This window comes from Nocardiopsis sp. Huas11, from assembly GCF_003634495.1.
Lineage (GTDB): Bacteria > Actinomycetota > Actinomycetes > Streptosporangiales > Streptosporangiaceae > Nocardiopsis.
The window spans coordinates 6,640,796-6,662,281 of the sequence record NZ_RBKY01000001.1 but is presented as its reverse complement, the minus strand read 5'-3'; the positions used below and the strand labels follow the sequence as shown (position 1 = coordinate 6,662,281).

The window sequence follows — 21,486 nt, the reverse complement described above, 5'->3', positions numbered from 1 at the left end:
CTCCTTGGGTGCGTCAGGCCTGTGAGGAGCCTTCTCGGACGATACGGCGGTGGAAGACGGCGAGCGCACCGAGGGTGATGGCGAGGGAGCCCAGGGCGATGCCCACGGCGTAGAACGGTTCGGCCCCGGTGGCCGACATCGCGCCGGGGATGACGGACCGGGTGGGATCGTTCATGGCGGCCAGCGTGGTGACGGTGTCCCACGTGGCCCAGGCCACGAAGGCCACCGCGATGACCACCTCCACGGCCAGCAGCCGCCGGTGGGTGGCCAGGAACGTCCACCCGCTGATGTGCCGGGCGAAGATGGTCTGGGCCTGGGTGCGCACGTGGATGATGCACGCGGCCGCGGCGGTCAACAGCAGGACCGCGCCCGCTCCCACCAGGTTGAACAGTTCACTGCGCAGCACCATCAGGGTGTCGGCGTGGGTCTTGCGGGCGCTGGTGGTGAGGGTTTCGACCATGGCGATGTAGCGGGACGCCTGGGGGTTCTCGGCGCGGAACTCCTCGACCACCGCCGGGTCGGGGAAGACGGTCTCCCGCGCGGACATGTGGTCGACGTAGCTGCTGTCGGACATGACCTGCCCGTTGGGCAGGGCGATGATGACCGGTTCGTGCACCAGGGGGAGGAAGAGGGGCCCGTCGAACCGTTCGGCTCCGTAGGTGAACGCCGTCTGCCCGTCGGCGGCCGGCACGACCTCGACCTCCAGGTCCAAACCCGCTTCGCCGGACACGTCGAGCCAGTTGTCGGTCATGCCCTGGACCAGCCGGTCGGTGTGGGCGGAGGCGGAGGCGGGCGCGATGACCCGAATGCTCTCGCCGGGCCCATAGCGTTCCCCGGACGGCGCGAGGACCTCCTGCTCGACCAGGTAGGTGTCGTTGACGATGAGGACGGGGGTGTCCATGTCGACGGCGGCCGGACCGGTCGGTTCGTTCGGATCGGGGAGCAGGAGTTCGGACGGGTGGGTGTGGATCGCCAGCACCATGCCGCCCTCGGAGTCGATGCGGCGCAGCCACGGCCCGAGTTCGTCGTTGACGGCCTGTTCGTCGGACCAGCCGTAGTTGGCGCTCAGCGCCGGACGCGAGGTGTCCTCGTACTGCTCGTAGACCTCCAGCCCGACGCGCTGGTCGCGGGCGTTCTGTGCCGTGACCACGACGGTCCCGACGATGACCAGGGTCAGCACCAGCACGGGGACGCGCACCAGGTAGATCGCGGCGGTGGTGCTGCGCACGGGAAGGCGGCCCTTGAGCGCGGGCAGGATGCCGGTGGCGTACACCAGGCCGAGGACGGCGGCGTGCACGATGAGGCAGGGCACGGCGAGTACCGCCAGGAGCACCAGGGCCAGGGGCGTGTAGAAGCCGAGCTGGTTCCAGCCGTTGTAGAAACCGAGGACGGCCAGCACGACGGCGGCTCCCACGGGCAGCGCGACCGCGTACAGGCGTGCGACCCGGGTCCAGTCCCGGCGCAGCAGGGCCAGGTAGGAGTGGCCCTGGAGCCGCATGACCGCGTAGTCGCGTGAGGAGAGCAGGACACCGGCTCCGACGCCGGTGACCGCGGCGAGCAGGGCGACGACCAGGAGGTTGAACAGGTAGCCGCCCGTGAAGTAGTGCCACAGCTGGGTGGTCTGGGTCCCCGGCGCCTCGTGCAGGCCGTGCTCGGCCAGCGCCACGTACAGGGCCTCTCGGGCCTCCTCGGTGCCGAAGACGAGGTAGTGGCCGTTGGGGCCCACATCATCGAACGCGTCGATGGGGTGGGTCTGGACCGTGAAGCTCCGGCCGAAGGACGGGTAGCCCTCCTCCAGCCAGCGGGCCTGGCGGGAGCCGGGGTCGGAGACGGCCAGGTACATGTGGGCCAGCGACGACGGTTCGTTGACGTCGAGGATGGTGTAGCCGATGGCGGCGCCGTGGTCGTCGGCGACCTCCTGCACGGTGCGGGCGACCTCATCGAGGTCGTGGGTGCCCTCGTTCTCGCTGATCCACACCAGTTCCGAGTCCTCGAGGACGTAGATGGTCTGTTCGGCGGTGGCGGCGAGGAGGAAGGCGATCAGCGCGGCGAAGGCGATGCACACCGTGTAGGCGAAGGAGAGGGTTCTGTTCGGCACCTGGTGGTCCTGTCAGGGGGCGGGTATGGCGGATCCGCCAGTGGCGCTGCACCGGCGGATCCACAACGGCACGGCCGGCTGTCAGCAGCTGGTGCGCCAGTACGACTGGTTGTTGCCGATCGCACGGGGGACAGAGGTGTTCGCCCAGGCCCCGGCACCGGCGGAGACCCGCTTGGTCGTCTGGCCCACGGCGGTCGCGCCATGGCAGACGGAGCCGTGGTGGTAGTTCGAATAGGTGGTCCCGGCGCCCGGAAGGCCGGTGACGCCATGCTGCCACGTACCGCCGCCGACGTAACTGGTCGTCGCGGCGGCGACACCGGCGGTGCCCACGGCCAGGCCGGAAGCGAGGAGCACGGCCACGGAAACGCGCTTGAGAGAGTTCATGAGGGAGATCTCCAGTCGGGGGTTCAGCACGAGGTGCGGTAGTAGGTCTGGTTGTTCGTCCACGCCTTGGGGGCGCTGGCGTAGGAGGTCGCTCCCGCGCCGGCGGTGGCCCGCACGGTCGTGGTGCCCACAGCCGTGGAGCCGTGGCAGATGGAGCTGTGGTAGTAGTTCGAGTAGACGCGGGAATTGACGATTCCGTGGTCCCAGACACCGCCTCCGACGTATTCGACGACGGCGGACGCGGTGCCGGCCGCGCCGGCGACCAGGCCGCCGGCGAGTAGCGCCGTACACGCGGCGCGTCTGATACCGATCCTCATGGATGTCTTCCTTAGGGGGTTTTGCGTTCCGGGCACGTATCTCGGCCGGACAGCATGGACGCTAACAGCGGCCGACGAAATGCGACAACTTCCGCCTCACCAGCGAAAACCTTATTTCTCTGCGGCGGGTCGGCGTTTCACCAGTGTTTTCGTTCCGGGGGCGTCAGGGTGGCCGCATCCGGCCAGGCGGATTCGGTCCGATATCGGGTTCCTGTGAACCGAAGGACGCTGATGCAGGTCACGCGGGTCGAAGTGGCGCGACGGCGGTACGGGATCGTTCTCCTGTGGCTGGGGGCGGGTGGTGTCCTTGTTCTTCCTGTTCAGGGGCTTGCGGTCCTTGGTTCGCCGCGGTGAGGGCTCTGGTCTTCTTTGCGGCAGGAGGGGGGCGGGCGTCCGCGTGGATCTTGCATTTCCCTTTCACGTACCCTTGTTCTCTGTGCCCTTTCTTCATGGCCGGTATTCGCTCATTGGTTCGTGAAGGAATTTCCGCTGTCGCCGTCGTCCTCCAAAGAAATGGCAGCGCCGGGAAACGGGATGACCCTGCCTCTCTTTCGGTGGCCGTGACCTGCTGATAATCCTCATGAGTGGACTTCTCCTGCGTTCCGGGGGTGCGGTCTCGCTCACAGAACCCGGGGGCGGGGTCGTCTTCTCGGGGCCGAGAAGTCCAGGGTCGCTGAAAACCTTCACCTCTTCGTCCAGGGGCTAGCCCGAAACCCTGACTCAAAGGCGCGGTCCGCGCCTCCTCCATTCCGGCCGCCTCGTGCTCGCCCCATTCGAGGCCGCCCACCCGTTCACCGACGGCAACGGGCGGGTGGGCCGCGCCCTCATCCACACGGTGCTGGCCCGGCGCGGTTTGACCGAGGACGCGGTTCTCCCGGTCAGTCTCGTGCCCGCCACCCTGCGGGACCGCTACGTCGACGGGCTCGGCGCCTACCGACACGACGCGCCGCCGGGCAGCGCGCAGGCGAGCGCGGCCGTCAACGCCTGGCTGGAGACCTTCGTTCAGGCCTGCGCCATCGCCGTCGAGCAGTCGGTGGCACTCATGGGCCGGATCGACGAGATGCGCTCCGCATGGAGCGATCGCCTGTCCGCCCACCGGGCGTCCCTCGGCCGCCGCGCGGCGCCGCGGGCGGATTCGGCCGTCGCGCGCCTGCTGGGACGGCTTCCCGAGGCTCCGGTGGTCACGGCGACCACCCTGTCGGGCATCCTCGGTGTCTCGTTCCCGGCGGCGAGCGCCGCCCTGGACGAACTGCGCCAGGCGGAGATCCTCCAGACCAAGGCGATCGAACGCGGTGCCACCGCCTACGTGGCCCGCGAGGTGCTCGACCTCATGGCCGAGCGCACGCTGGCGAGCACGAGGTTCGACACCCGGGCCGCCACACCGAACCGTGCCGCCCCGGCACGGCCGCAGGACTGACCGGGCCCGGAGTCGCTCGATCCGGAAGCGGTCGGGCCGGCCGCTCTCGTCGGGCTGTGGGCGCCGTTTGTTGATACGGGCGGCACTTTCATCCTCTTCGCGGGGAAATAGCTTTGTGTCTGATTCTCGCCAAGTCGCAGATTCGGGCTGGTCATCGCGATGAAATTCCAGGTCGCCTGGTCTGCTCCCTGCGCATGCGGGAATGGCCCCGCCTCCGATGGCCGCCTCCGGTGGCGGGTTTCGCCCCGACGTGGTATCCGGGTGGTTCGAATTGGCCGGGAGGGCTCGCAACAGCAGGAAAGACCCCGCCAAGAAGAGCATTCTGCTGAGCACCCACGTGCACCACCAGGTAGGCGCCGAGCGTGGCGACCATCACCCGGGTGCCCTCGTCCCAGGCCCGGGCACGCAGGTCCGGGTAGGCCTGATCGGTCCACCTCCGTTGAGACCGAGGGTCGATTTCGGTCGCCGGCCAGTCCGGGCGCTGGAAGTGCAACCCCCGACGGGGCGGGCATCTGCGGGCGCCTCGGTCGGTGAAGGCGGTGCCGGACAACCGTTGGGCCAAAGCGGTGACCTTGGCAGTAGTCCACAGGGTGCCGACCGCCCCCGACTCCTGAGGCATGTAGTCCCAGAGCGCTTCGGCCAGGGCCTGTTCCTGGAGGGGGTGAGTTTGGTGCGCTCACCCGGTTTCCTGCCCGGCCCACCAGAGTGCAGTCCTTGGATCCCGTCTGTTCCTTGGCGGCGCCGGTTGCGGATCGAGTCCGGGCTGACGGCGAAGACCCGCGCGGCTTCGGCCTGGGGCATGCCGTGGTCGATCGCGCCCCTCACTCGCATTCGTGATGCCTTCTGCAGGGGGTGAGAGCTGCGCATATCCATACGCCGGTCATCGTCATCGCTCATTCACCCGTAGCACCACAGGAACCAACAGACTCCGGCCCAATAAAAGGTCTTTCCATTGTCAAAGTGTGCACTTATGATGGGAAACCGTTTACCGGATGTCTCGGTGAACTTCGTGAATCGGACCAACTCCGAGCCACGAAAGGGACTTCCCGCACCCACCGGAGCGGAAGTTCCCCTCCCCCGCCAATCCCCCTTTGGAGAATCAGGGACATGAGACCCTCCCCCGTCATCTCCGCCATCGGCTCAGCAACCCTGGCCTTCGGCTTGGCACTGTCCATGGCCCCGGGAGCCCTCGCGGCCCCCGGCCCGGTACCCCAGAATCCCGTCGCCGACGACCACGCCACCGGCATGATGGATGCGCTCAAGCGCGACCTCGACCTGACCCAGGCCGAAGCCGAATCACTGCTGGAAGTCCAAGAAGCCGCCCTGGACACCGACGCCGAGGCGACCGAGGCCGCCGGCGACGCCTACGCCGGCTCCCTGTTCGACACCGACGAGCTCACCGTCCTGGTGACCGACACCGCGGCCGTCGAGGCGGTCGAGGCCACCGGTGCCGATGCCACCGTGGTCTCCTACGGCACCGAGGGCCTGGCCGAGGTCGTGGAGGACCTCAACGAGGCCTCCGCCCAGGAGGGCGTGCTGGGCTGGTACCCGGACGTGGCCGGCGACACGGTCGTGATCGAGGTCCTGGAGGGCTCCGGCGCCGACGTCGACGCCATGGTCGCCGAGGCCGGCGTGGAGGCCTCCGCCATCCAGGTCGTGGAGACCGACCAGGCTCCGCGGGTCTACGCCGACATCATCGGCGGCATGCCCTTCTATACCGACGGCGGCCGCTGCGCGATCGGGTTCGCCGCGACCAACAGCGCCGGCCAGCCCGGTTTCGTCACCGCGGCTCACTGCGGCGGTGTCGGTACCCAGGTCACCGTCCCTCCCGACGGGGTGGGGGTCTTCCAGTACTCGAACTTCTCCGGTGGAGACATCGCTTTCGTCCGCGGTATTTCCAACTTCACCCTGCACAACCTGGTGTCGCGCTACAACTCCGGTGGCGCCCAGGCCGTGACCGGCACCAGCCAGGCGCCCATCGGCTCGGCGGTGTGCCGCTCCGGCTCCACCACCGGCTGGCACTGCGGTACCATCCAGGCCCGCAACCAGACCGTCTCCTACCCGCAGGGCACCGTCCATGGGCTCACCCGCACCAACGTGTGCGCCGAGCCCGGTGACTCCGGCGGCCCCTTCGTCTCCGGTTCGCAGGCCCAGGGCGTCACCTCCGGGGGCTCGGGTAACTGCTCCTCCGGCGGTATGACCTACTACGCGGAGCTCATACCGATGGTGAACTCCTGGGGCGTGAGCATCTACACGGGCTGACAGGTACCGCCCACGGTGTCCCCGGCCACGGGAAGGGGCGGGGACACCCGGCTGCGCGGAGCCGCCCGATGGGACCGCCCGACCACAGCACTGCGCACGGAGGTGGACACTTCCTGACCCGCGCGCCGGTGGAGCGCTGGGCACCGATACCGACCTCAGGGAAGGACCACTCCGCTATGAGTGCCTATCAGCACTACGAGTTCCTCGCCTTGGACCAGCCGCTGGACGAGAGCCAGCGTGCCGAGCTGCGGGATCTGTCCACCAGGGCGAGCATCACGGCGACCTCGTTCACCAACGAGTACCACTGGGGTGACTTTCGCGGTGATCCGGCACGGCTGATGCGTACCCACTTCGACGCGTTCGCCTACTTCGCCGAGTGGGGGACCCGTTGGATCATGATCTCCGTCCCGAGCGCGGTCCTGAGGCCCGCGGACATCAAGCCGTACCTGCTCACCGAGGACGCATATTTCACGACCGCGAAGGGCCGTACCGTCATATCCCTGCTCTCCCAGGACGAGGAAGCCGATTTCGTCGAGTACCCAGCGGGTCTGGCCGGCATCGCCCCGGTGCGCGCGGAACTGCTGGGAGGCGATCGGCGTCTGCTGTACCTCGCGTGGCTGTTGTCGGTGCAGGCCGACGACGAACTCGACGACGGGGAACTGGAACCGCCGGTTCCAGCAGGGCTGGGCAGCCTGAGTGCCCCATTGTGCGCGGTAGCGGAATTCCTGCGCATCGACTCGGACCTACTATCGGTGGCTGCCCAGGGCTCCCCGCCTCTGCCGACCGGAGACGGCCGGCGAGGGGAGATGACCGGATGGATCGAGAACCTGCCTGCCAAGGAGAAGAACCGCCTCCTGGAGCTCGTCGTTGAAGGAGAAACCGCTCGGGCGCGGGCACGCATGCTTCAGTCCTTCCAAGCCGAAACACGTGGAGGCCCGGCTGTCGCGGAGGGCACACGGACCGTTCGCCAACTGTGGAGCGCCGCTGGGGAACTCCGGGTCCGGAGGGCACGCGAGGAGGCCGCACTGGCGGCCGAACAGGAGAAACGGCGCAGGGAGGAGGCCGCTGCGGCCCGGGAGGCGCGCCTCGAGGGCCTGGCCGGTCGGCGCGAAGCGGTGTGGCAGGAGGTCGAGGACCGCATCAACACCAAGCTTCCCGGAGAGTACGACCGGGCCGTGTCGCTCCTGGCGGACCTGTACGCCCTCGCTGAACGGGAGGAGGAACAGGACGCCTTCACACGACCGCTTCGGGAGATGAGGGAACGGCACCGACGCAAGAGTGGGCTCCAGCGCCGCATGGACGAGGCCGGACTGGAGAGGTGAACCCGCCTGGTTCGCGAACGGCCCCGTTCGCGGCGTCGCGCCGCGAACGGGGAGACGGTAGTTTGCGCCCATGAGCGATCACGGCGACCTCCCGCTTCCGGAAGGTTTCGAGAACCTGTTGCGTGCCGCTGCCTCCGGTGCGGGAAGCGGCTCACCGTTCGGGTTCGGCTACTTCGAGGAGAGGCCGCGTCCGTCCCGACGCCGTCCTCGCCGGGAGGAGACGGCAACCTATCGGGTGCGGGTGGAGATCAGTGGCACGAAGCCACCGGTGTGGCGCAGGTTGGAGCTGGACTCGGACCTGTTCCTCAACGAAGTGCACACGATCCTCCAGGCCGCGTTCGGCTGGGAGGACTACCACCTGCACGGGTTCTCCAGCGGGGGCTCCTACTACAGCAGGGAAGCCGAGCTGTACCTTTGCCCGTTCGAGGCACAGGAAGGCAAACCCGGGCTCCCCGAGGAACAGGTGCGACTGGACGAAGTCCTGGCCGAGAAGGGGGACCGGCTGACCTACCTGTACGACTTCGGTGACGACTGGGAGCATCTGATCACCCTCCAGGCCGTCTTGCCCCGTCAAGAGGGTGCGCCGAGAGCGAGGTGCACCGCGGGCAAGCGGGCCGCTCCGTCCGAGGACTGCGGAGGCGCGCCCGGGTACGAGTTCGTCAGTGCAGCCACCGACCCCGAACACCCGCACCATGCCGAAGCGCTCGCCGAGTACCAGCGGTTCTACGGGCAGGAACCTGACCCGGACCGGGCGCCGGTCCCGTTCGACATCGAAGAAGTCAATACGGCGTTGGCGGCGGTCTCCGGGCCGCTGCCCGCGCACCTTCCCGGCCCGATCGCTGACCTGCTGGAGTCCGTGCCCAACCAGATGTTGCGCGTCCGCCTGCTGGTCTTGGCGGCCAAGGCCTGCGCGCGGGACGCGGACGAGATGGGGCCGGCCACCGTCAAGGAGACGGTGCGGCCGTACTCGTGGCTGATGGAGCACGTCGGTGACAACGGGGTCAAACTCACCGGCGCCGGATACCTGCCCCCTGCCAGCGTGCGAGAAGCCGCAGAATCCCTGGGGCTGGAGGAAAAGTGGATCGGAAGTGCCAACCGCGAGAGTCAGACCCTTCCGGTCCTGAACCTGCGCGAATCCGCGCAGAAGGCGGGCCTGCTGCGCAAGTCCAAGGGGCGGCTCCTGCTCACCTCGGCGGGCCGGGCGGTGCGCGACGACCCCCGGGCGCTCTGGGACCACCTCGCAGAGCGCATGCCGCCCACACCCCGAGCCGAGGTCGAACAGTGGGGGTGCCTGCTGATGTTCCTACTCGTGGCCGCGGGGAGCCGGGACGTACCCGGGGATATCGCAGACATCCTGACCATGATGGGGTGGCGTGTCGGCGAGGGTAGGCCCGTGGATCCCATGGCGGCGCGTGACGCCGCCTACGCGGCGTGGGCGGTGCTGGACACCCTGGGAGGGTGGACGAGGGGCTCGTTCAGTCGGGGTTGCGCGCCGACGAAGCGGGGTGTGGCGTTCGCCCGCGCGGCCCTGCGAAGCCCTGCCTGACCGCTGACCCGCGCCCACCGGTGCCGCAGTATTCCGATACGCGGCGGGATCGTCACGCCCTTCCCGGCCACCGTGGTCTCGGGGGCGTAGCCGAGCATCTCGATCTCGCCTCCGAGGATGCGGGGTACCTTGACCGGCTTCGGTGACGGGACGATCGGGTCTCCGGTCGAGATGTCCCAGGCGACGACGGTCTTCTAGGAGCCGATATGGGTGGTGACCCGCATGCGCAGACCCGGGTAGTCCGCCTGGTCGCGGATCTCCTGCACGCGCATCGTGTCGAGATCGAAGACCAAGCCGTCGGGGACTCGGACGTCGGCCACGTCACGGATGACCTGGGTGATGGCCTCAGGTGTGACCGTGGCCCTGATCGCCTCCGCGTCGACGTCCTTGGTCGGGCGACGAACTCCGTAGACGGCGAGGAGGATGCCGCCCTTCAAGACGAAGCCGTCCTTGTGCTTCGTGCGGGTCAGTTGGTCGAGGAAGGATTCGAGCGCGTGCCTGGTGAGGTACTCGGCGGTCGGTGCGGGTCTGCCTTCTGCGGCCGAGGCTGCCCTCGCCTTCTTCTGGATCTACCGGAACACCTCATCGCCACTGGTCATGTGAGCACCTCCAGCGCGTGCAGGACCGGGCCCTTGGCCCGGGGAAGGCGGGCGGCGACCGACATGAGTCGCGCTGGCTTGCCGCCACGGCGGAGCCATTCGCGTAGGGCGTCCCTGCCCAGTTCGTATCCGAGGTCGCCTCGGAGCCGGAACGCGTCCGCGATGCTGCGTTCGGGGGAGTAGATGCCGATGCGCAGCTGCGACCCTGGGATGGGGATCTCGGAGCGGCCGAGGTCGAAGGTCTGCTTCGCGAGCACGTGCCACTTGATCGCCGCTTGGGCTGCCGGGATGCGGGTGCCGCGCGGAATCGCGATGTCAAGGGCGTCCGGGATGGAGTCGGTCAGGTCGTGGTAGGCCAGCGCGGAAGTGAGACAGACCGTCGCCTCGGGCCGGCGTGTGGCTGCTTCGATCCAGTCCCAGTCCGCTGCCGGGGCGTCGGCGGCGCGGTAGATGCCTCGGGCGATGCGCTCGTAGGTTCCGTCGCGGGCGGCGCGGTACAGGGTGCTCTTGGACATGCCGAGGTCGGGCGTCCGCTTGGGTTGCAGGATCTCCAAAGCGCTCACTCCATGATCCGTTTCGTATACAGGTAACATTATCTGTATACGTCTTGTTCCACCAGTCAGGCGCCCAGTTCTCGGGAGCCATGTGCGGACCATCGTTTCGGTGGAGGCTGGAGCGAAGCAGATCGGAGAAGGGTTCTCGACGATCTTTCCACAGGCCAGCAGGGGTGTCCGATTGATCTGTCGATCGCCGCTTTGCCGTAGATGCGGGGGGCCCGCGCCAGGCGTGGCCCGTTCGTGCACCCGGGTGCACCCCCACCCGGGAGTGAGTGACGGGATGGGTGGTGCACACTCACCGGGCAAATCTTCACCCCGTGCACCCGCTGGTGCACCCCCGGGAACGCGAAAGCCCCTGACCACTGCACGTTTGTGCTGGTCAGGGGCTTAAGCCTCTGGGGTGAGTGACGGGACTTGAACTGTGGTGGGGGAGTGTTCTGACCTGCGGAAACACGAGAAGTCGCAGGTGGTGGGGGAGGCGGGTGCTCGGTTGCACCGCGTTGCCCCGCGTTCGGCTGGGAGGTGTGCACCCGGAGGGTGCACACCCTTGACCGATTTGGTGCACCCGCGCGGGTGCACCACAGCGATAAGGAACTCCGACCGGATCTGCCTGTCCTGGGCTGTTCTTATGGGAACCGCTTCGAGGGAGCTGTGAGAGCCCAGATGCGAGGAGCCCTCAGGTACGGCAGTTCGGGCAGCGGACGGGAGGACGGCCGCGTCGTGTGTGGGTGAACGGCTCTTCGCAGTCCTTGCAGACCCGCTCGCCCGAGCCCACGGAACCAGGGCGTTCGGCCGTCTTCGCTGAGGCCGCTCCCGCTAGGGCGTCATCCGTCCTGCCACGCGCTTCGGGCGCATACCGGGGGAGTTCGTGCACATGAGCTCGGCCCGACGGCAGAACCCGCTCGGCCAGTTCCGCCAGGTGGGCGTGATGGGTGAACACCACCATCTGGAAGCGGTCGGACATGCCGTCCAGGACCTGGAGGGCCGCCGCGCCGCGCTCATCGTCGAAGGTCATGAACACGTCGTCGACAATGAACGGCATGGTATATCCGGCCTCGGCGTAGTGGTCCAGGGAGGCCAATCGCAGCGCGAGGTACAGCTGGTCGGCGGTGCCCTCGCTCAGATCCTTGATGTTCACCGTGTCCCCGTTGCGGCGCTCCACCCGCAAGACGTTGCCGCCGTTCTCATCCAGGTCCGGGAGCAGACGGGGGAATTCCCCAAGTGTCAGGAACGAGAACAGCTGCTCGGCCCTGAGCAGAACCGGGTCCTGGTTGCGCTGACGGTACTCCTCCATTCGCTCCAGCAGCATCTGCCGGGCGAGCGTCACCTTGACGTACTCCTCCGCCTGGTCGCTGATCCTGCCCACGAGGGCGGCCTCCTCCTCGGCCAACCGGGCCGCTTCGGCGGTGCCGTCGACTCGGCCCAGGGCGTTGCGCGCGTCGGCGAATCTGACGGTGGCGTCGTCGCGTTGCCGCTGCGCCGCCGCCAGGTCGTGTTCCGCCTGCTCGGCACGCTCGATGACCTCGGCGTCGGAGAGATCCTGCACCCGCTCCTCGAGATCGTCGATATCGCCGTACCCGGCGAGCTGCTTCTCGGCCTGGCGAAGGCTGCGGTGTTCTACCTCCGCATTGCGGGCCCGGTCGATCGCCGCACGCAGCTCCGCTTCGGTGGCCACACCCGTCTCTGCCAGGAGCGTGTCCAGATTCGCCTGTGCAGTGTCCCGTGCGGCGAGCACCTGCGCGAGTTCGGCGGCCGTGGACGCGATTACCTCCTCCAACTCACCGCGCTTGTCTGCGGTAGCGACATTGGCCTCCGTGTCACGATGGAGCTCTTCCAAAGCGAGGACACGCTCTGTGCGTTCGGTTGGCGGCGTGCGGCCGCATGTCTCGAAGACAGCGGCCAGGCGCAGATCGAAGTCTTCAACCTTGGCTCGGGCCCGGTCAGCCTCCTCGTCCTCAGCGCGGGCCAGGTCCCACGCCGCAGCGCCCTCCTCCAAGTGCACCAGGCCGGTGCGCACCTCCTCGGGGTCCGCGTCGGCGGCGAAGCCCGCAGCGGTGGTGGCGCGGTCCCATTCCCGGGACCACACGGACTCCTCCTCTTCAGCCCGCTCCTGCTCGCGGAGGGCCCTTTCCAGGTCCTTCTCCGCAGCTTGGACCAGGGCCTGCGCGGTCGTCCTGTCCTGTGCGGCCTGTCGGCGGACGTCGATCTCATCCTGGGCCAGGGCCTTCAGCTGCGGCAAGACCACGACGGCGGCGGCTCCGGTCCGCGGCCGCACGTCCAGCGACTCCGCCTCAGCACCGGTGGCGGTGAGCAGGTCGACGAGCTGCCCCGTCAGGGTCAGGACTGACTCCTCCAACACCGCCAGGGAGCGCCGCCGCTCGTCGCGCTCCCCGTGCAGCGTGCGGAGTTCGCCGAGGCGGTCCAGGATGTCTCCCGCCGAGCCCGGCGAGGGGGTAGAGAAGGCGGCCGAGGACCACAGCGCCTCCCATTCCCGCTCCTGCTCCGTCCTCTTGGCGGTGAGGAAGCCGAGGTCTTCCTCGCACTCGCGCAGATCCTGCTCCAGTCCGAGGACTTTGTTCTCCAGGGTGAGGCGGTTGGCGACAGCCTTCGCCGAGTCGCGCAGCCGGTCCGCGAGCCGGTCCGCCTCCACCAGGGCGCTCTGAAAGCTCAGGGCGAGCCCGTTTTCGGCGTCCCCCTCCCGGATCCGCCGCCACAGATGATCCCGGTCCTGTCGGGCGCGCTGGAGTTCACCGACGGTGGGCGGGTCCTCCTGGGTGCGCAGCGATTCCAGTTTCCCCCGGGCACGGTTCAGATCCCGGGTCGTCTTGGTGAGCGCCGACTCGGCGCTCTCCACCTCGGCGGTGTACCGGGTCGACCGGTCCCGGTGGACGGAGATCTCCGCCTTGTCCGGCACGGCCGTGGACAGCAGGTCCCCCGCCGTGGTTTCGGACCCGTCGCCGAATCCGGCCACCAGGGCGTCGAACCGTGCTGAGGCCTTCGCGTCCTCCTTGTACGCCCGGTCCAGGTCCGCGACCAGTGCGGAGGGGAACTCCGCGACGACGGTTTCCAGCGCGTCCCCGTCCGCACTCTCGGGAAGGGCCGCGAGGTCGGCGGAGGCGGCGTCCAACTCCCGCGCCTGGTCGCGGGCCTGGCGGCGGGCATCGTCGACCCGGGCCCGCAGGCCCGGGTGGTCCTTGGCTAAAGCGACGAGGTGTTCGGCGGCCGGTCCGGCCACCCGGGGGACACCGGACTCGCCGGGTTCCGCGCCGGGGTGCACCTGCGCCAGGAGCTCTCCGGCCCGGGAGCGGTGCTCCCGCGCCCGTCGGGTGTGCTCCTTCAGGGCCTGGGCGGCCTCGGTGACAGCCTCCGCTGACCGGACGAGGGTGCCGGTGTCCTCGCGGACCCTCGACAGCCGGTCGTCGACGTGCAGTTCGGCCAGTTCGCCGCGGCGGGAGTCCAGGGAGCTCTCCAGTCCGGCCCGCTGCTGCTCGCTCCGGGCCAGGGCCTTCGCCGCATCGTTCAGCCGGGCTTCGGCATCCGGGCCCGCCAGCGGACCCTGAGAGGTGATCTGCGACAGGCGGTCGAGGGCTTGACAGCGGGTGCGTAGGGAGGGCAAGGCCGACCTCAGGGAGTCCCCATGGCGGAACGCGGCCTCCGCCTTTCCGGTCTGTTCGTCCAGTTCCGCGAGAGACGCCTCGGCCGCTCGCACGACGTCCTGGAGGCGCAGGAGCTCTGCGGTCTCCGTCGACGCCCGGGTGCGCTCGGCGACCGCCTTCCTGTGTTCGCTCAGTGCGGTGTTCAGCAGGGGGCGGATGCCGGTGCGCAGGTACAGGTCCCGCTGGCGTTCCTCCAGGGCCTTGAGGACGGCGGCCGTGTCCCGCCCGGACCGGGCTGAGTACAGGGCCTGGCCGATGTCCCCCTCACCCCGGATCAGGTTCTCGCCGCCTTGCTTGAGTTCGGCGAGGGTCAGCGCGAAGACGGTCGTGAAGACCTCCTTCGGAACGCCATTGAAGAAGCCCAGCAGGTCCTCTTGCCGGACGGGTGAGCCGTCGGGAGCGGTCAGCGGGTTCTTGTTCCGCTTGTGCCGGACGACCTCCAGCGTCTCGCCGGAACCATTGCCTAGCGCCGCACCCAGTTTCAGCCTGGACATGCCGTGCAGGAAGCCGAACGATGTCTGGTGCGAGATGCCGTAGAGCATCGACCGCAGTGCTTCGAGCGCTGACGTCTTCCCGGCTTCGTTGGGTCCGTAGACCAGGTGGACTCCGGGACCCGACAGGTGCAGGGACAGGTCGGTGAACGGGCCGAAGGCGGCCAGGTCCAGCCGTTCGATCCTCACCGGGTCTCCTCCAGCATCGCCACCAGCAGGTCCGCCGCTCCATCAGCCATGCGCTCGGCCCATCCGTCCTCTTGGAAGGACGTGCGGACCTCGGACGGGAGCTTGCCCTGGAGGCCGGCGCCGGTGAGCACCTCCCGCACCCGCGTGGGGGCCGCGGCGAGCCGTGCGGCCTCCCCGTGCACATCCGCGACGAACTCGGCCAGGTGCTCGGACGCGACCCGGTCGTGGGGGCGCGAGGTGTCGACACGGACCTTCTGGATCCACACCGACGGGTAATCCTGGCTGAGCCCCTGGACCTCGGCGGTGAAGTGATCCGGCCGGGTGATCAGGGCCCTGTGCGCCTCGCTGGCGCCGGCGGCGACCACCCGCACCGCGTCCACGCGGCCGTCCACGGCCTGGTCGGTGACCTGGTGCTGCAACGCCTGGTCGACCAGACGGCAGGCGTCGTCCAAGTCCAGGGCGTCGGTCATGTCCACCCGTACCTCGTGCCAGCGTGCGGCGGTGTCCAGGCTGCGGTGCTCCAGACTCTCGACCGCACCCGAACCGTCCACCGAAACCAGGGTGCAGCCCTTGTCGCCGGTCTCACCGGCGTGGCGGCCCTGGGTGTTGCCGGGGAAGACCACGTGGACACCGTCGCTGTGGACGATGTCGCGCTTGTGGATGTGGCCGAGCGCCCAGTAGCCGTAGCCGTGGTCGACGAGACGCCCCAGGTTGCACGGGGCGTAGTGGCCGTGCCCGGGACGCCCGTCCAGCGAGGTGTGTAGCAGGCCCACGTTGAAGAGCCCTGGAGCCGCCGGACGGTACCCTGCGGCGAGGTCGTCGGTCACCTTCGGCTGGGCGAAGCTCTGCCCATGCACCGCTAGCCCCAGGTCCTCGTGGACGAAGCTGCTGGCACTCTCGGACGGGAAGAGGCGTACGTTGTCGGGCAGCGTCAGCTTCATGTTCATCTTGTTCTCGGCGTCGTGGTTACCCGAGATCATGAAGACTAGGATGTCGGCCTCGCGCAGCCTACGCATCTGCTTCGTGAAGTAGAGGCCGGTGTTGACGTCCCGCCAGGTGCCGTCGTAGATGTCCCCGGCCAGCAGGACGGCAGTGACCTTCTCCTCCAGAGCCAGCTCAACGAGGTTGTCGACGGCGGTGCGGGTGGCGTTGCGCAGATGCTCGGCGGGGGCACCAGGGTAGCGGTCCAAGCCTTGCAGGGGGCTGTCGATGTGCAGATCCGCAGCATGCAGGAGTTTCACGAGGTCTCTCCTCCTCAGGGGTGACCTCCAGGTTTCCACAAGGACCACTCTGACCACCCCGCTTTTCGGACATCTCACGCATCGCTCGGTGGGGAAGAAGGAGCTGTTCACCCGATTGCATCGGGTTCGAAGAGAAAGGCGTGCGCGCTTCGAAGGAAGTCGTGCGGTCACGGGAGAGCAGCTCCGCGAAAGTCTTGGTACCGGGTTCCATGGCGGGGCGCTGCTCGGTAGGCTCACCCATGCCAGGGATGCTTCCCCTGGCTGGCAGAGTGCTGTATCCTGAAAGGCTTTGCTCGCCCCAGAGAGTGATTTGGAGTCGGAGCTTGTCTACTCTTCCCCCCGACGAAGACGAGCGCATCAGGCGCGTCGCCGAGCGGACCCCCAACTTCGGTTTCCTGCTAGACCACGACAAGGAACTCGTTCTTCTGGGCGCCCAGGCCGAGTCCTACGTCTATACCGACCCGAACGCCGCCATGACCAAGGCGCGCCTCTTCAGCGAGATCCTCACGCGGCTGCTCGTGCGGCTGACCAACTGCCGTGTCAACGGAGAACGTCAAGTTGACCGGATCAACGCGCTCAGCGACTTCGGGGTGCTCGTACCCGAGGTCAAGCGCTGGTTCGAGGACGTGCGCCACATCGGCAACAGGGCCACCCACGATCACTACCGTCGTGTCCGTTCCGCGCTGTCGTCCGTCGAGAACTGTTTTCGGATCGCGGACTGGCTGCACCGCTCCCTGACCAACGACCCCACCCGCCGTGTATTCATGGCGCCGCAGCCCGGTACAGCCGGGCCAGTCCCGGTCGGTAACCAGGACGAGCGAGAACTCGCCAAGCTGAAGGCCACACTCGCTGACTACGAGCAGCAGCTTGCCCAAGCCCTTGAACACTATGACAGTGAGGTCGACCGCCTCGAACGGGAACGGCTCGCGCGGGAACAGGCTGAGAGAGAGCTCGAACAGGCCCGACAGGACTCGGAGGAGCTACAGCGGCTTCTCACGCTGCAGTCGGATGAGCTCGAGCAACTGCGTGCCGGCCTCACCCGCCCGGACTTCGCCGAGGCGAGCCCTGCACAACGCGACGAGTTCATTGAGCGTGCCCGGCGCGCTGCCAGGCCGCCGCTCAACGAGGCGCAGGTGCGCGCCGAGATCGACCGCCAGCTCGTCCGTGCCGGGTGGCAGGTCCAGGACTACAACCTGATGAATCTCACAGCGGCCCAGGGCGTGGCGGTGCGCGAGGTCTCCACGGCTGTGGGGCGTGCCGACTACCTGCTCTACGTCGAGCACCGCCTTGTTGGGGTGATCGAGGCCAAGCGCGAGGGTGCCGACCTGACCGCGGCGCAGACCCAGGCCGCCCGGTACGCCAGCGGCCTGACCAACAGCCAGCAGTTTTCGGCCTGGCGGGCCACCTTGCCGTTCCAGTACGTATGCGACGGGAACGAGACCCGCTTCTTCAACGACCTCGACCCGGACGCGCGCTCGCGAGAGATCTTCGCGGTCCATCAACCGGCCACTCTGGCCCGGTGGATCAGCGAGGCTGAGGAGGATCTCAAAGCGCCGACCCTGCGAGCCCGACTGCGCCGACTGCCGCGTACCTACCTGGACAACGACCCGCTCAGGCCCGCCCAGGAACGGGCGATCAAGGGTCTAGAGACGTCGCTGGCCAAGGACGACCCGCGCTCGTTGATCCAGATGGCCACCGGAGCAGGTAAGACGTACACGGTCGTTGCTGAGAGCTACCGACTCATCAAGTACGCCAGAGCCAAACGGGTCCTCTTTCTGGTGGACCGCAACAACCTCGGAAAGCAGGCGCTCACCGAGTTCGCCAACTACCGGCCTCCAGAAGACGGCCGCAAGTTCACCGAGCTCTATGGGGTGGACCGACTTTCCAGCGCGCAGATGTTCGACTCCTCCAAGGTCGTCATCTCCACCATTCAGCGCCTGTGGATGGCCCTGACCGGGAACGAGGTGCCCGACCCGGACGTCGACGACTCCGGCCTGGACCGCTACGACCTGATCGACGGACCGGCTGAGGTCGCCTACAACCCCGACCTGCCGCCGGAGGCCTTCGACTTCATCGTCGTGGACGAGTGCCACCGCTCCATCTACGGCAAGTGGCGCGCGGTTCTCGAGTACTTCGACGCTCACCTCATCGGACTGACCGCGACCCCGGTCGCCCAGACCTTCGGGTTCTTCCACCAGAACCTGGTCAGCGAGTACACCTACGAACAGGCCGTCGCCGACGGTGTGAACGTGGACTTCGACGTGTTCCGCATTCGGACGGAACTGGGCGAGCAGGGCGGCTCGATTAAGGCCGAGACCGTGGTTCCGATCAAGGACCGCAAGACCCGCCGCCAGCGTTACAAGGAGCTGGAGGAGGACTACGACTACAAGTCCAGTGACCTGGGCAAGTCGGTGATCGCCGAGGATCAGATCCGCACTGTGCTGACGACCTTCCGCGACAACCTGTTCACCAAGGTCTTCCCGCCCGGAGGCGACGAGATTCGGGGCCGGCCGCGTACCGAGGTACCCAAGACGCTCATCTTCGCCCGGGACGACAACCATGCCGAGGACATCGTGCGCATCGCCCGTCAGATCTTCGGGCGCGGTGACGACTTCTGCGTCAAGATCACCCACGCGGCGAAGAACCCGGACCAGCTGATCCAGGCGTTCCGGAACAGCCCCGAGCTGCGTATCGCCGTCACCGTGGACATGATCGCCACCGGCACGGACGTGCGTCCACTGGAGTGCGTGTTCTTCATGCGCGACGTCAAAAGCTGGGCCTACTTCGAACAGATGAAGGGCCGAGGCGCGCGCACGGTCGACCCCACCGAGTTCCAGGCGGTCACCCCGGACGCGGTGGCCAAGATCCGGTTCGTGATCGTCGACGCGGTGGGGGTCACGGACTCGCCCCGGGTGGACGCCAAACCCCTGGTGCGGGCGAGTGAGAAGCAGATCAGCCTCAAGCGGTTGATGGACAAGACCGCGGCCATGTCGCTCAGCGAGGATGAGACGGCTACGCTCGCTGGGCGCCTAGCCCGGCTGAACACCCAGATCGGAGCGGAGGAACGGGGGCAGATCGAGCAGACCGCAGGTCAGCCGCTCTCGGAAATCATCGGCGGCTTGGTGCGGGCTGTGGACCCGGACGAGCAGGAGAAGGCCCGAAGGATCCACGGTGACAAGGGGCCTCGTGAGCTATTGATGAAGGCCTGGGAACCGCTGGCCGGAAACCCGGAGCTGCGCAACCTCCTCATGGACATTCGTCGGGCCCACGACATCGTCTACGACGAAGCCAGCAGGGACCAGGTGATCGAGGCCACCGGGATTTCGTCGGAGGAGCTGGCCACCCGTCGGGTGGGCTCGTTCCGGGAGTGGATGGAAGCCAACCAGGATACGATTGCCCCTCTTGAGCTGGCCTTCCGTGAAGGTGGGGATCCGCGTGAGGTGTACCGCAACCTCAAGGCCCTGGCCAAGAAGATCTCCCTGCCGCAGCACAACTGGACCCCGGAGGGGCTGTACAACGCCTATGTGCAGATGGGCATGGCGGCTGGCCTTCCTGGAAGCAGGCGGGGAGTTGTGGACCTAATTGGGATCCTGCGCTTCGAGCTTGGGCTGGATGATGAGGTCAGACCGTACCGGAGTTTGGTCGAGGAGCGTTTCGTCGCGTGGATGGCCAGACAGGAGCAGGCTGGGGCACGGTACTCGGAAGAGCAGGGTTGGTGGCTGCGCAGGATCGTGGACGTCATCTCGACGAGCGTCGCGTTCCAGCCTGAGTACCTGGACGAGCCTCCCTTCTTGGAGCGCGGTGGAGTGGATGGTTTTGTCATGACGTTCGGCCAGGATCGGGCGGAAGCGTTGTTGGATGAACTGGGACAGGAGTTGGGCGCGTGACAGAGGAACTGCCAGAGGGGTGGGTCTGGGCCAAGATCGGCGACGTATGTGAGGTCAACCCACGGCGCTTCGATGAGCCTCCAGAAGAAGACGATCTCCTGTCCTTTGTTCCGATGGCTTCTGTGGAAGCAGAAACTGGGCGGTTGGACGCGAGTCAGACTAAGACCTACGGAGAAGTAAAACGAAAGTCCCTGACTCCTTTTCAAGAGAATGACGTCATCTTTTCGAAGATTACTCCGTGCATGGAGAACGGGAAGATTGCGCTCGCGGAAAAGCTGCATGGGGGTCGAGCTGTCGGCAGTACTGAGTTTATGGTTCTTCGTTGTGGTCTTAATTTGAATCCGAAGTACCTAATGTATTTTCTTCTGCAGTCTTCGTTTCGCAAGGAGGCTGAGCGAAACATGGCTGGTGCTGTCGGGCAAAGGCGCGTCCCTAGGGCGTTTATTTCTGATACTGACATCCCGGTTCCTCCTCTGGGTGAGCAGAAGCGTATTGTCTTCGAACTTGAGGGAAAGTTTGAATTTCTCGATTTCGCCGTAAAGTCTTCGAAGGAAACTAATAAAAAAACTGGACTCCTGTTTTCGGGCATCCTCTCTAGTCTAGCCTCTGGGTCCTTGGAGGGGAGAAGTGGGAGTCAGGGCAGTTTGGAAAGCCTGGCGAAGATCGATGTCAGTCAGTCTAAGAAGGTGGACTGCTCAGATCTTCCTCTCTTGCCCGAAGGGTGGTTCTGGCGTAGGGCAAGTGAGCTCTGTGATTCAGTGTCATCTGGGTCGACTCCGAAGTCTGATCTGATGCAGCGAGGATCGGGGGATGTTCCATTTTTGAAGGTGTATAACCTGACGCAGTCTGGTGTTGTTGATTTTTCAATGAAACCAACCTTTATTGAATCTTCGACTCATGCAAAAATGGCAAGGTCGACGGTGTGGTCGGGTGATGTGCTCACCAATATTGTTGGCCCTCCTCTGGGGAAAACTGTGGTGGTTCCGCAGGGTTTTCCTGAATCAAATATAAACCAGGCAATCGTTCGATTCAGGGTGGGCGATGAAGTTCTTTCTGAGTGGATGTACCTGGCTCTGCGGTCAGAATTTGTTTTCAGTCGCCTGAGGAGGACCTCTCGTGCGACTTCCGGGCAGTGGAATATTTCCCTTTCTGCGTGTCGAGAGGTCCCTATTCCGGTTCCTCCGATTGAAGAGCAGGAGAAGTTGCTGGAAAAGTTCAGGGCAATAGAATCCAAATGGCTTCATGCTCGAGAGATGTTGGGGAAGGTGCTGCGTCGGTCAGAGAACTTGCGTAGGGCGCTGCTGGCGGCGGCGTTCACTGGAAAATTGGTTCCCCAGAGCTCAACCGACGAACCTGCTTCCGAGCTCCTAAGTCGGATCCGTGCTGAGCATGCGGCCGTTCCCAAACCCAAGCTTGGGCGTAAGGAAAAAATTTCTCGGGGCGCCAAGAGTCCCGTACCAATTACCGAATACTCTCGTCCGATTCCCGACGGTGAGCAGACAGCCCTGGAGTTCTGAGAA

Annotated in this window: 13 protein-coding genes; 6 read left to right on the top strand and 7 right to left on the bottom strand. The window is 66.7% G+C overall.

The genetic code is table 11. The features are described from left to right. Positions 1 to 13: 13 nt before the first annotated feature. From DFP74_RS29945 to DFP74_RS29935, 3 genes are all read right to left on the bottom strand, one after another. A complete protein-coding gene (locus DFP74_RS29945; RefSeq protein WP_121186912.1) occupies positions 14 to 2,098 on the bottom strand; it encodes a hypothetical protein in 2,085 nt (694 codons plus the stop codon). Between the two features lie 81 nt (positions 2,099 to 2,179). Next, on the bottom strand, positions 2,180 to 2,512 hold the full coding sequence (locus tag DFP74_RS29940) for a lactococcin 972 family bacteriocin (protein WP_370013449.1): 333 nt from the start codon (positions 2,510 to 2,512) through the stop codon (positions 2,180 to 2,182). Further along, positions 2,506 to 2,799 carry a lactococcin 972 family bacteriocin gene (locus tag DFP74_RS29935; protein ID WP_121186910.1) on the bottom strand — a complete coding sequence of 98 codons (294 nt, stop codon included), beginning with the start codon at positions 2,797 to 2,799 and terminating at the stop codon, positions 2,506 to 2,508. Before DFP74_RS29935 ends, DFP74_RS29940 begins: the two co-directional genes overlap by 7 nt. A 760-nt stretch (positions 2,800 to 3,559) precedes the next feature. On the opposite strand from DFP74_RS29935, the gene DFP74_RS29930 reads away from it, so the two are divergent. The 4 genes from DFP74_RS29930 to DFP74_RS29915 all read left to right on the top strand — a co-directional run bounded on the left by DFP74_RS29930 (position 3,560) and on the right by DFP74_RS29915 (position 9,346). Next, on the top strand, positions 3,560 to 4,216 hold the full coding sequence (locus DFP74_RS29930; RefSeq protein WP_233571219.1) for a Fic family protein: 657 nt from the start codon (positions 3,560 to 3,562) through the stop codon (positions 4,214 to 4,216). Positions 4,217 to 5,323: 1,107 nt separating this feature from the next. Beyond that, positions 5,324 to 6,478 carry a S1 family peptidase gene (locus DFP74_RS29925; RefSeq protein ID WP_121186906.1) on the top strand — a complete coding sequence of 385 codons (1,155 nt, stop codon included), beginning with the start codon at positions 5,324 to 5,326 and terminating at the stop codon, positions 6,476 to 6,478. 176 nt (positions 6,479 to 6,654) lie between these two features. Further along, positions 6,655 to 7,800, top strand: a complete 1,146-nt coding sequence (locus DFP74_RS29920; RefSeq protein ID WP_121186904.1) for a hypothetical protein — start codon at positions 6,655 to 6,657, stop codon at positions 7,798 to 7,800. A 70-nt stretch (positions 7,801 to 7,870) separates the two neighbouring features. Continuing rightward, positions 7,871 to 9,346, top strand: coding sequence for a plasmid pRiA4b ORF-3 family protein (locus DFP74_RS29915; RefSeq protein ID WP_121186902.1), 1,476 nt, complete (start codon positions 7,871 to 7,873; stop codon positions 9,344 to 9,346). Positions 9,347 to 9,540: 194 nt separating this feature from the next. Here DFP74_RS29915 and DFP74_RS34795 read toward each other — a convergent pair whose 3' ends face one another. The 4 genes from DFP74_RS34795 to DFP74_RS29895 form a co-directional block, all read right to left on the bottom strand. Beyond that, positions 9,541 to 9,816: a nucleotidyl transferase AbiEii/AbiGii toxin family protein gene (locus tag DFP74_RS34795; RefSeq protein ID WP_255499717.1), complete on the bottom strand. Its 276-nt coding sequence runs from the start codon at positions 9,814 to 9,816 to the stop codon at positions 9,541 to 9,543. 125 nt (positions 9,817 to 9,941) lie between these two features. Further along, complete coding sequence (locus DFP74_RS29905; RefSeq protein WP_199725821.1) at positions 9,942 to 10,508, bottom strand: type IV toxin-antitoxin system AbiEi family antitoxin domain-containing protein; 567 nt, start codon at positions 10,506 to 10,508, stop codon at positions 9,942 to 9,944. Positions 10,509 to 11,178: 670 nt separating this feature from the next. Beyond that, positions 11,179 to 14,838, bottom strand: a complete 3,660-nt coding sequence (locus DFP74_RS29900) for an AAA family ATPase (RefSeq protein WP_121186900.1) — start codon at positions 14,836 to 14,838, stop codon at positions 11,179 to 11,181. Beyond that, entirely contained in the window at positions 14,835 to 16,079 is a 1,245-nt protein-coding gene (locus DFP74_RS29895; protein ID WP_121186898.1) for a DNA repair exonuclease, read from the bottom strand. The genes DFP74_RS29900 and DFP74_RS29895 overlap by 4 nt, the downstream gene beginning before the upstream one ends. A 323-nt stretch (positions 16,080 to 16,402) precedes the next feature. Between DFP74_RS29895 and DFP74_RS29890 the strand changes: the two genes are divergently transcribed. Next, on the top strand, positions 16,403 to 19,966 hold the full coding sequence (locus tag DFP74_RS29890; protein WP_158613078.1) for a DEAD/DEAH box helicase family protein: 3,564 nt from the start codon (positions 16,403 to 16,405) through the stop codon (positions 19,964 to 19,966). Beyond that, positions 19,963 to 21,483, top strand: a complete 1,521-nt coding sequence (locus DFP74_RS29885) for a restriction endonuclease subunit S (RefSeq protein WP_121186895.1) — start codon at positions 19,963 to 19,965, stop codon at positions 21,481 to 21,483. The genes DFP74_RS29890 and DFP74_RS29885 overlap by 4 nt, the downstream gene beginning before the upstream one ends. The last annotated feature ends 3 nt before the right edge of the window (positions 21,484 to 21,486 follow it).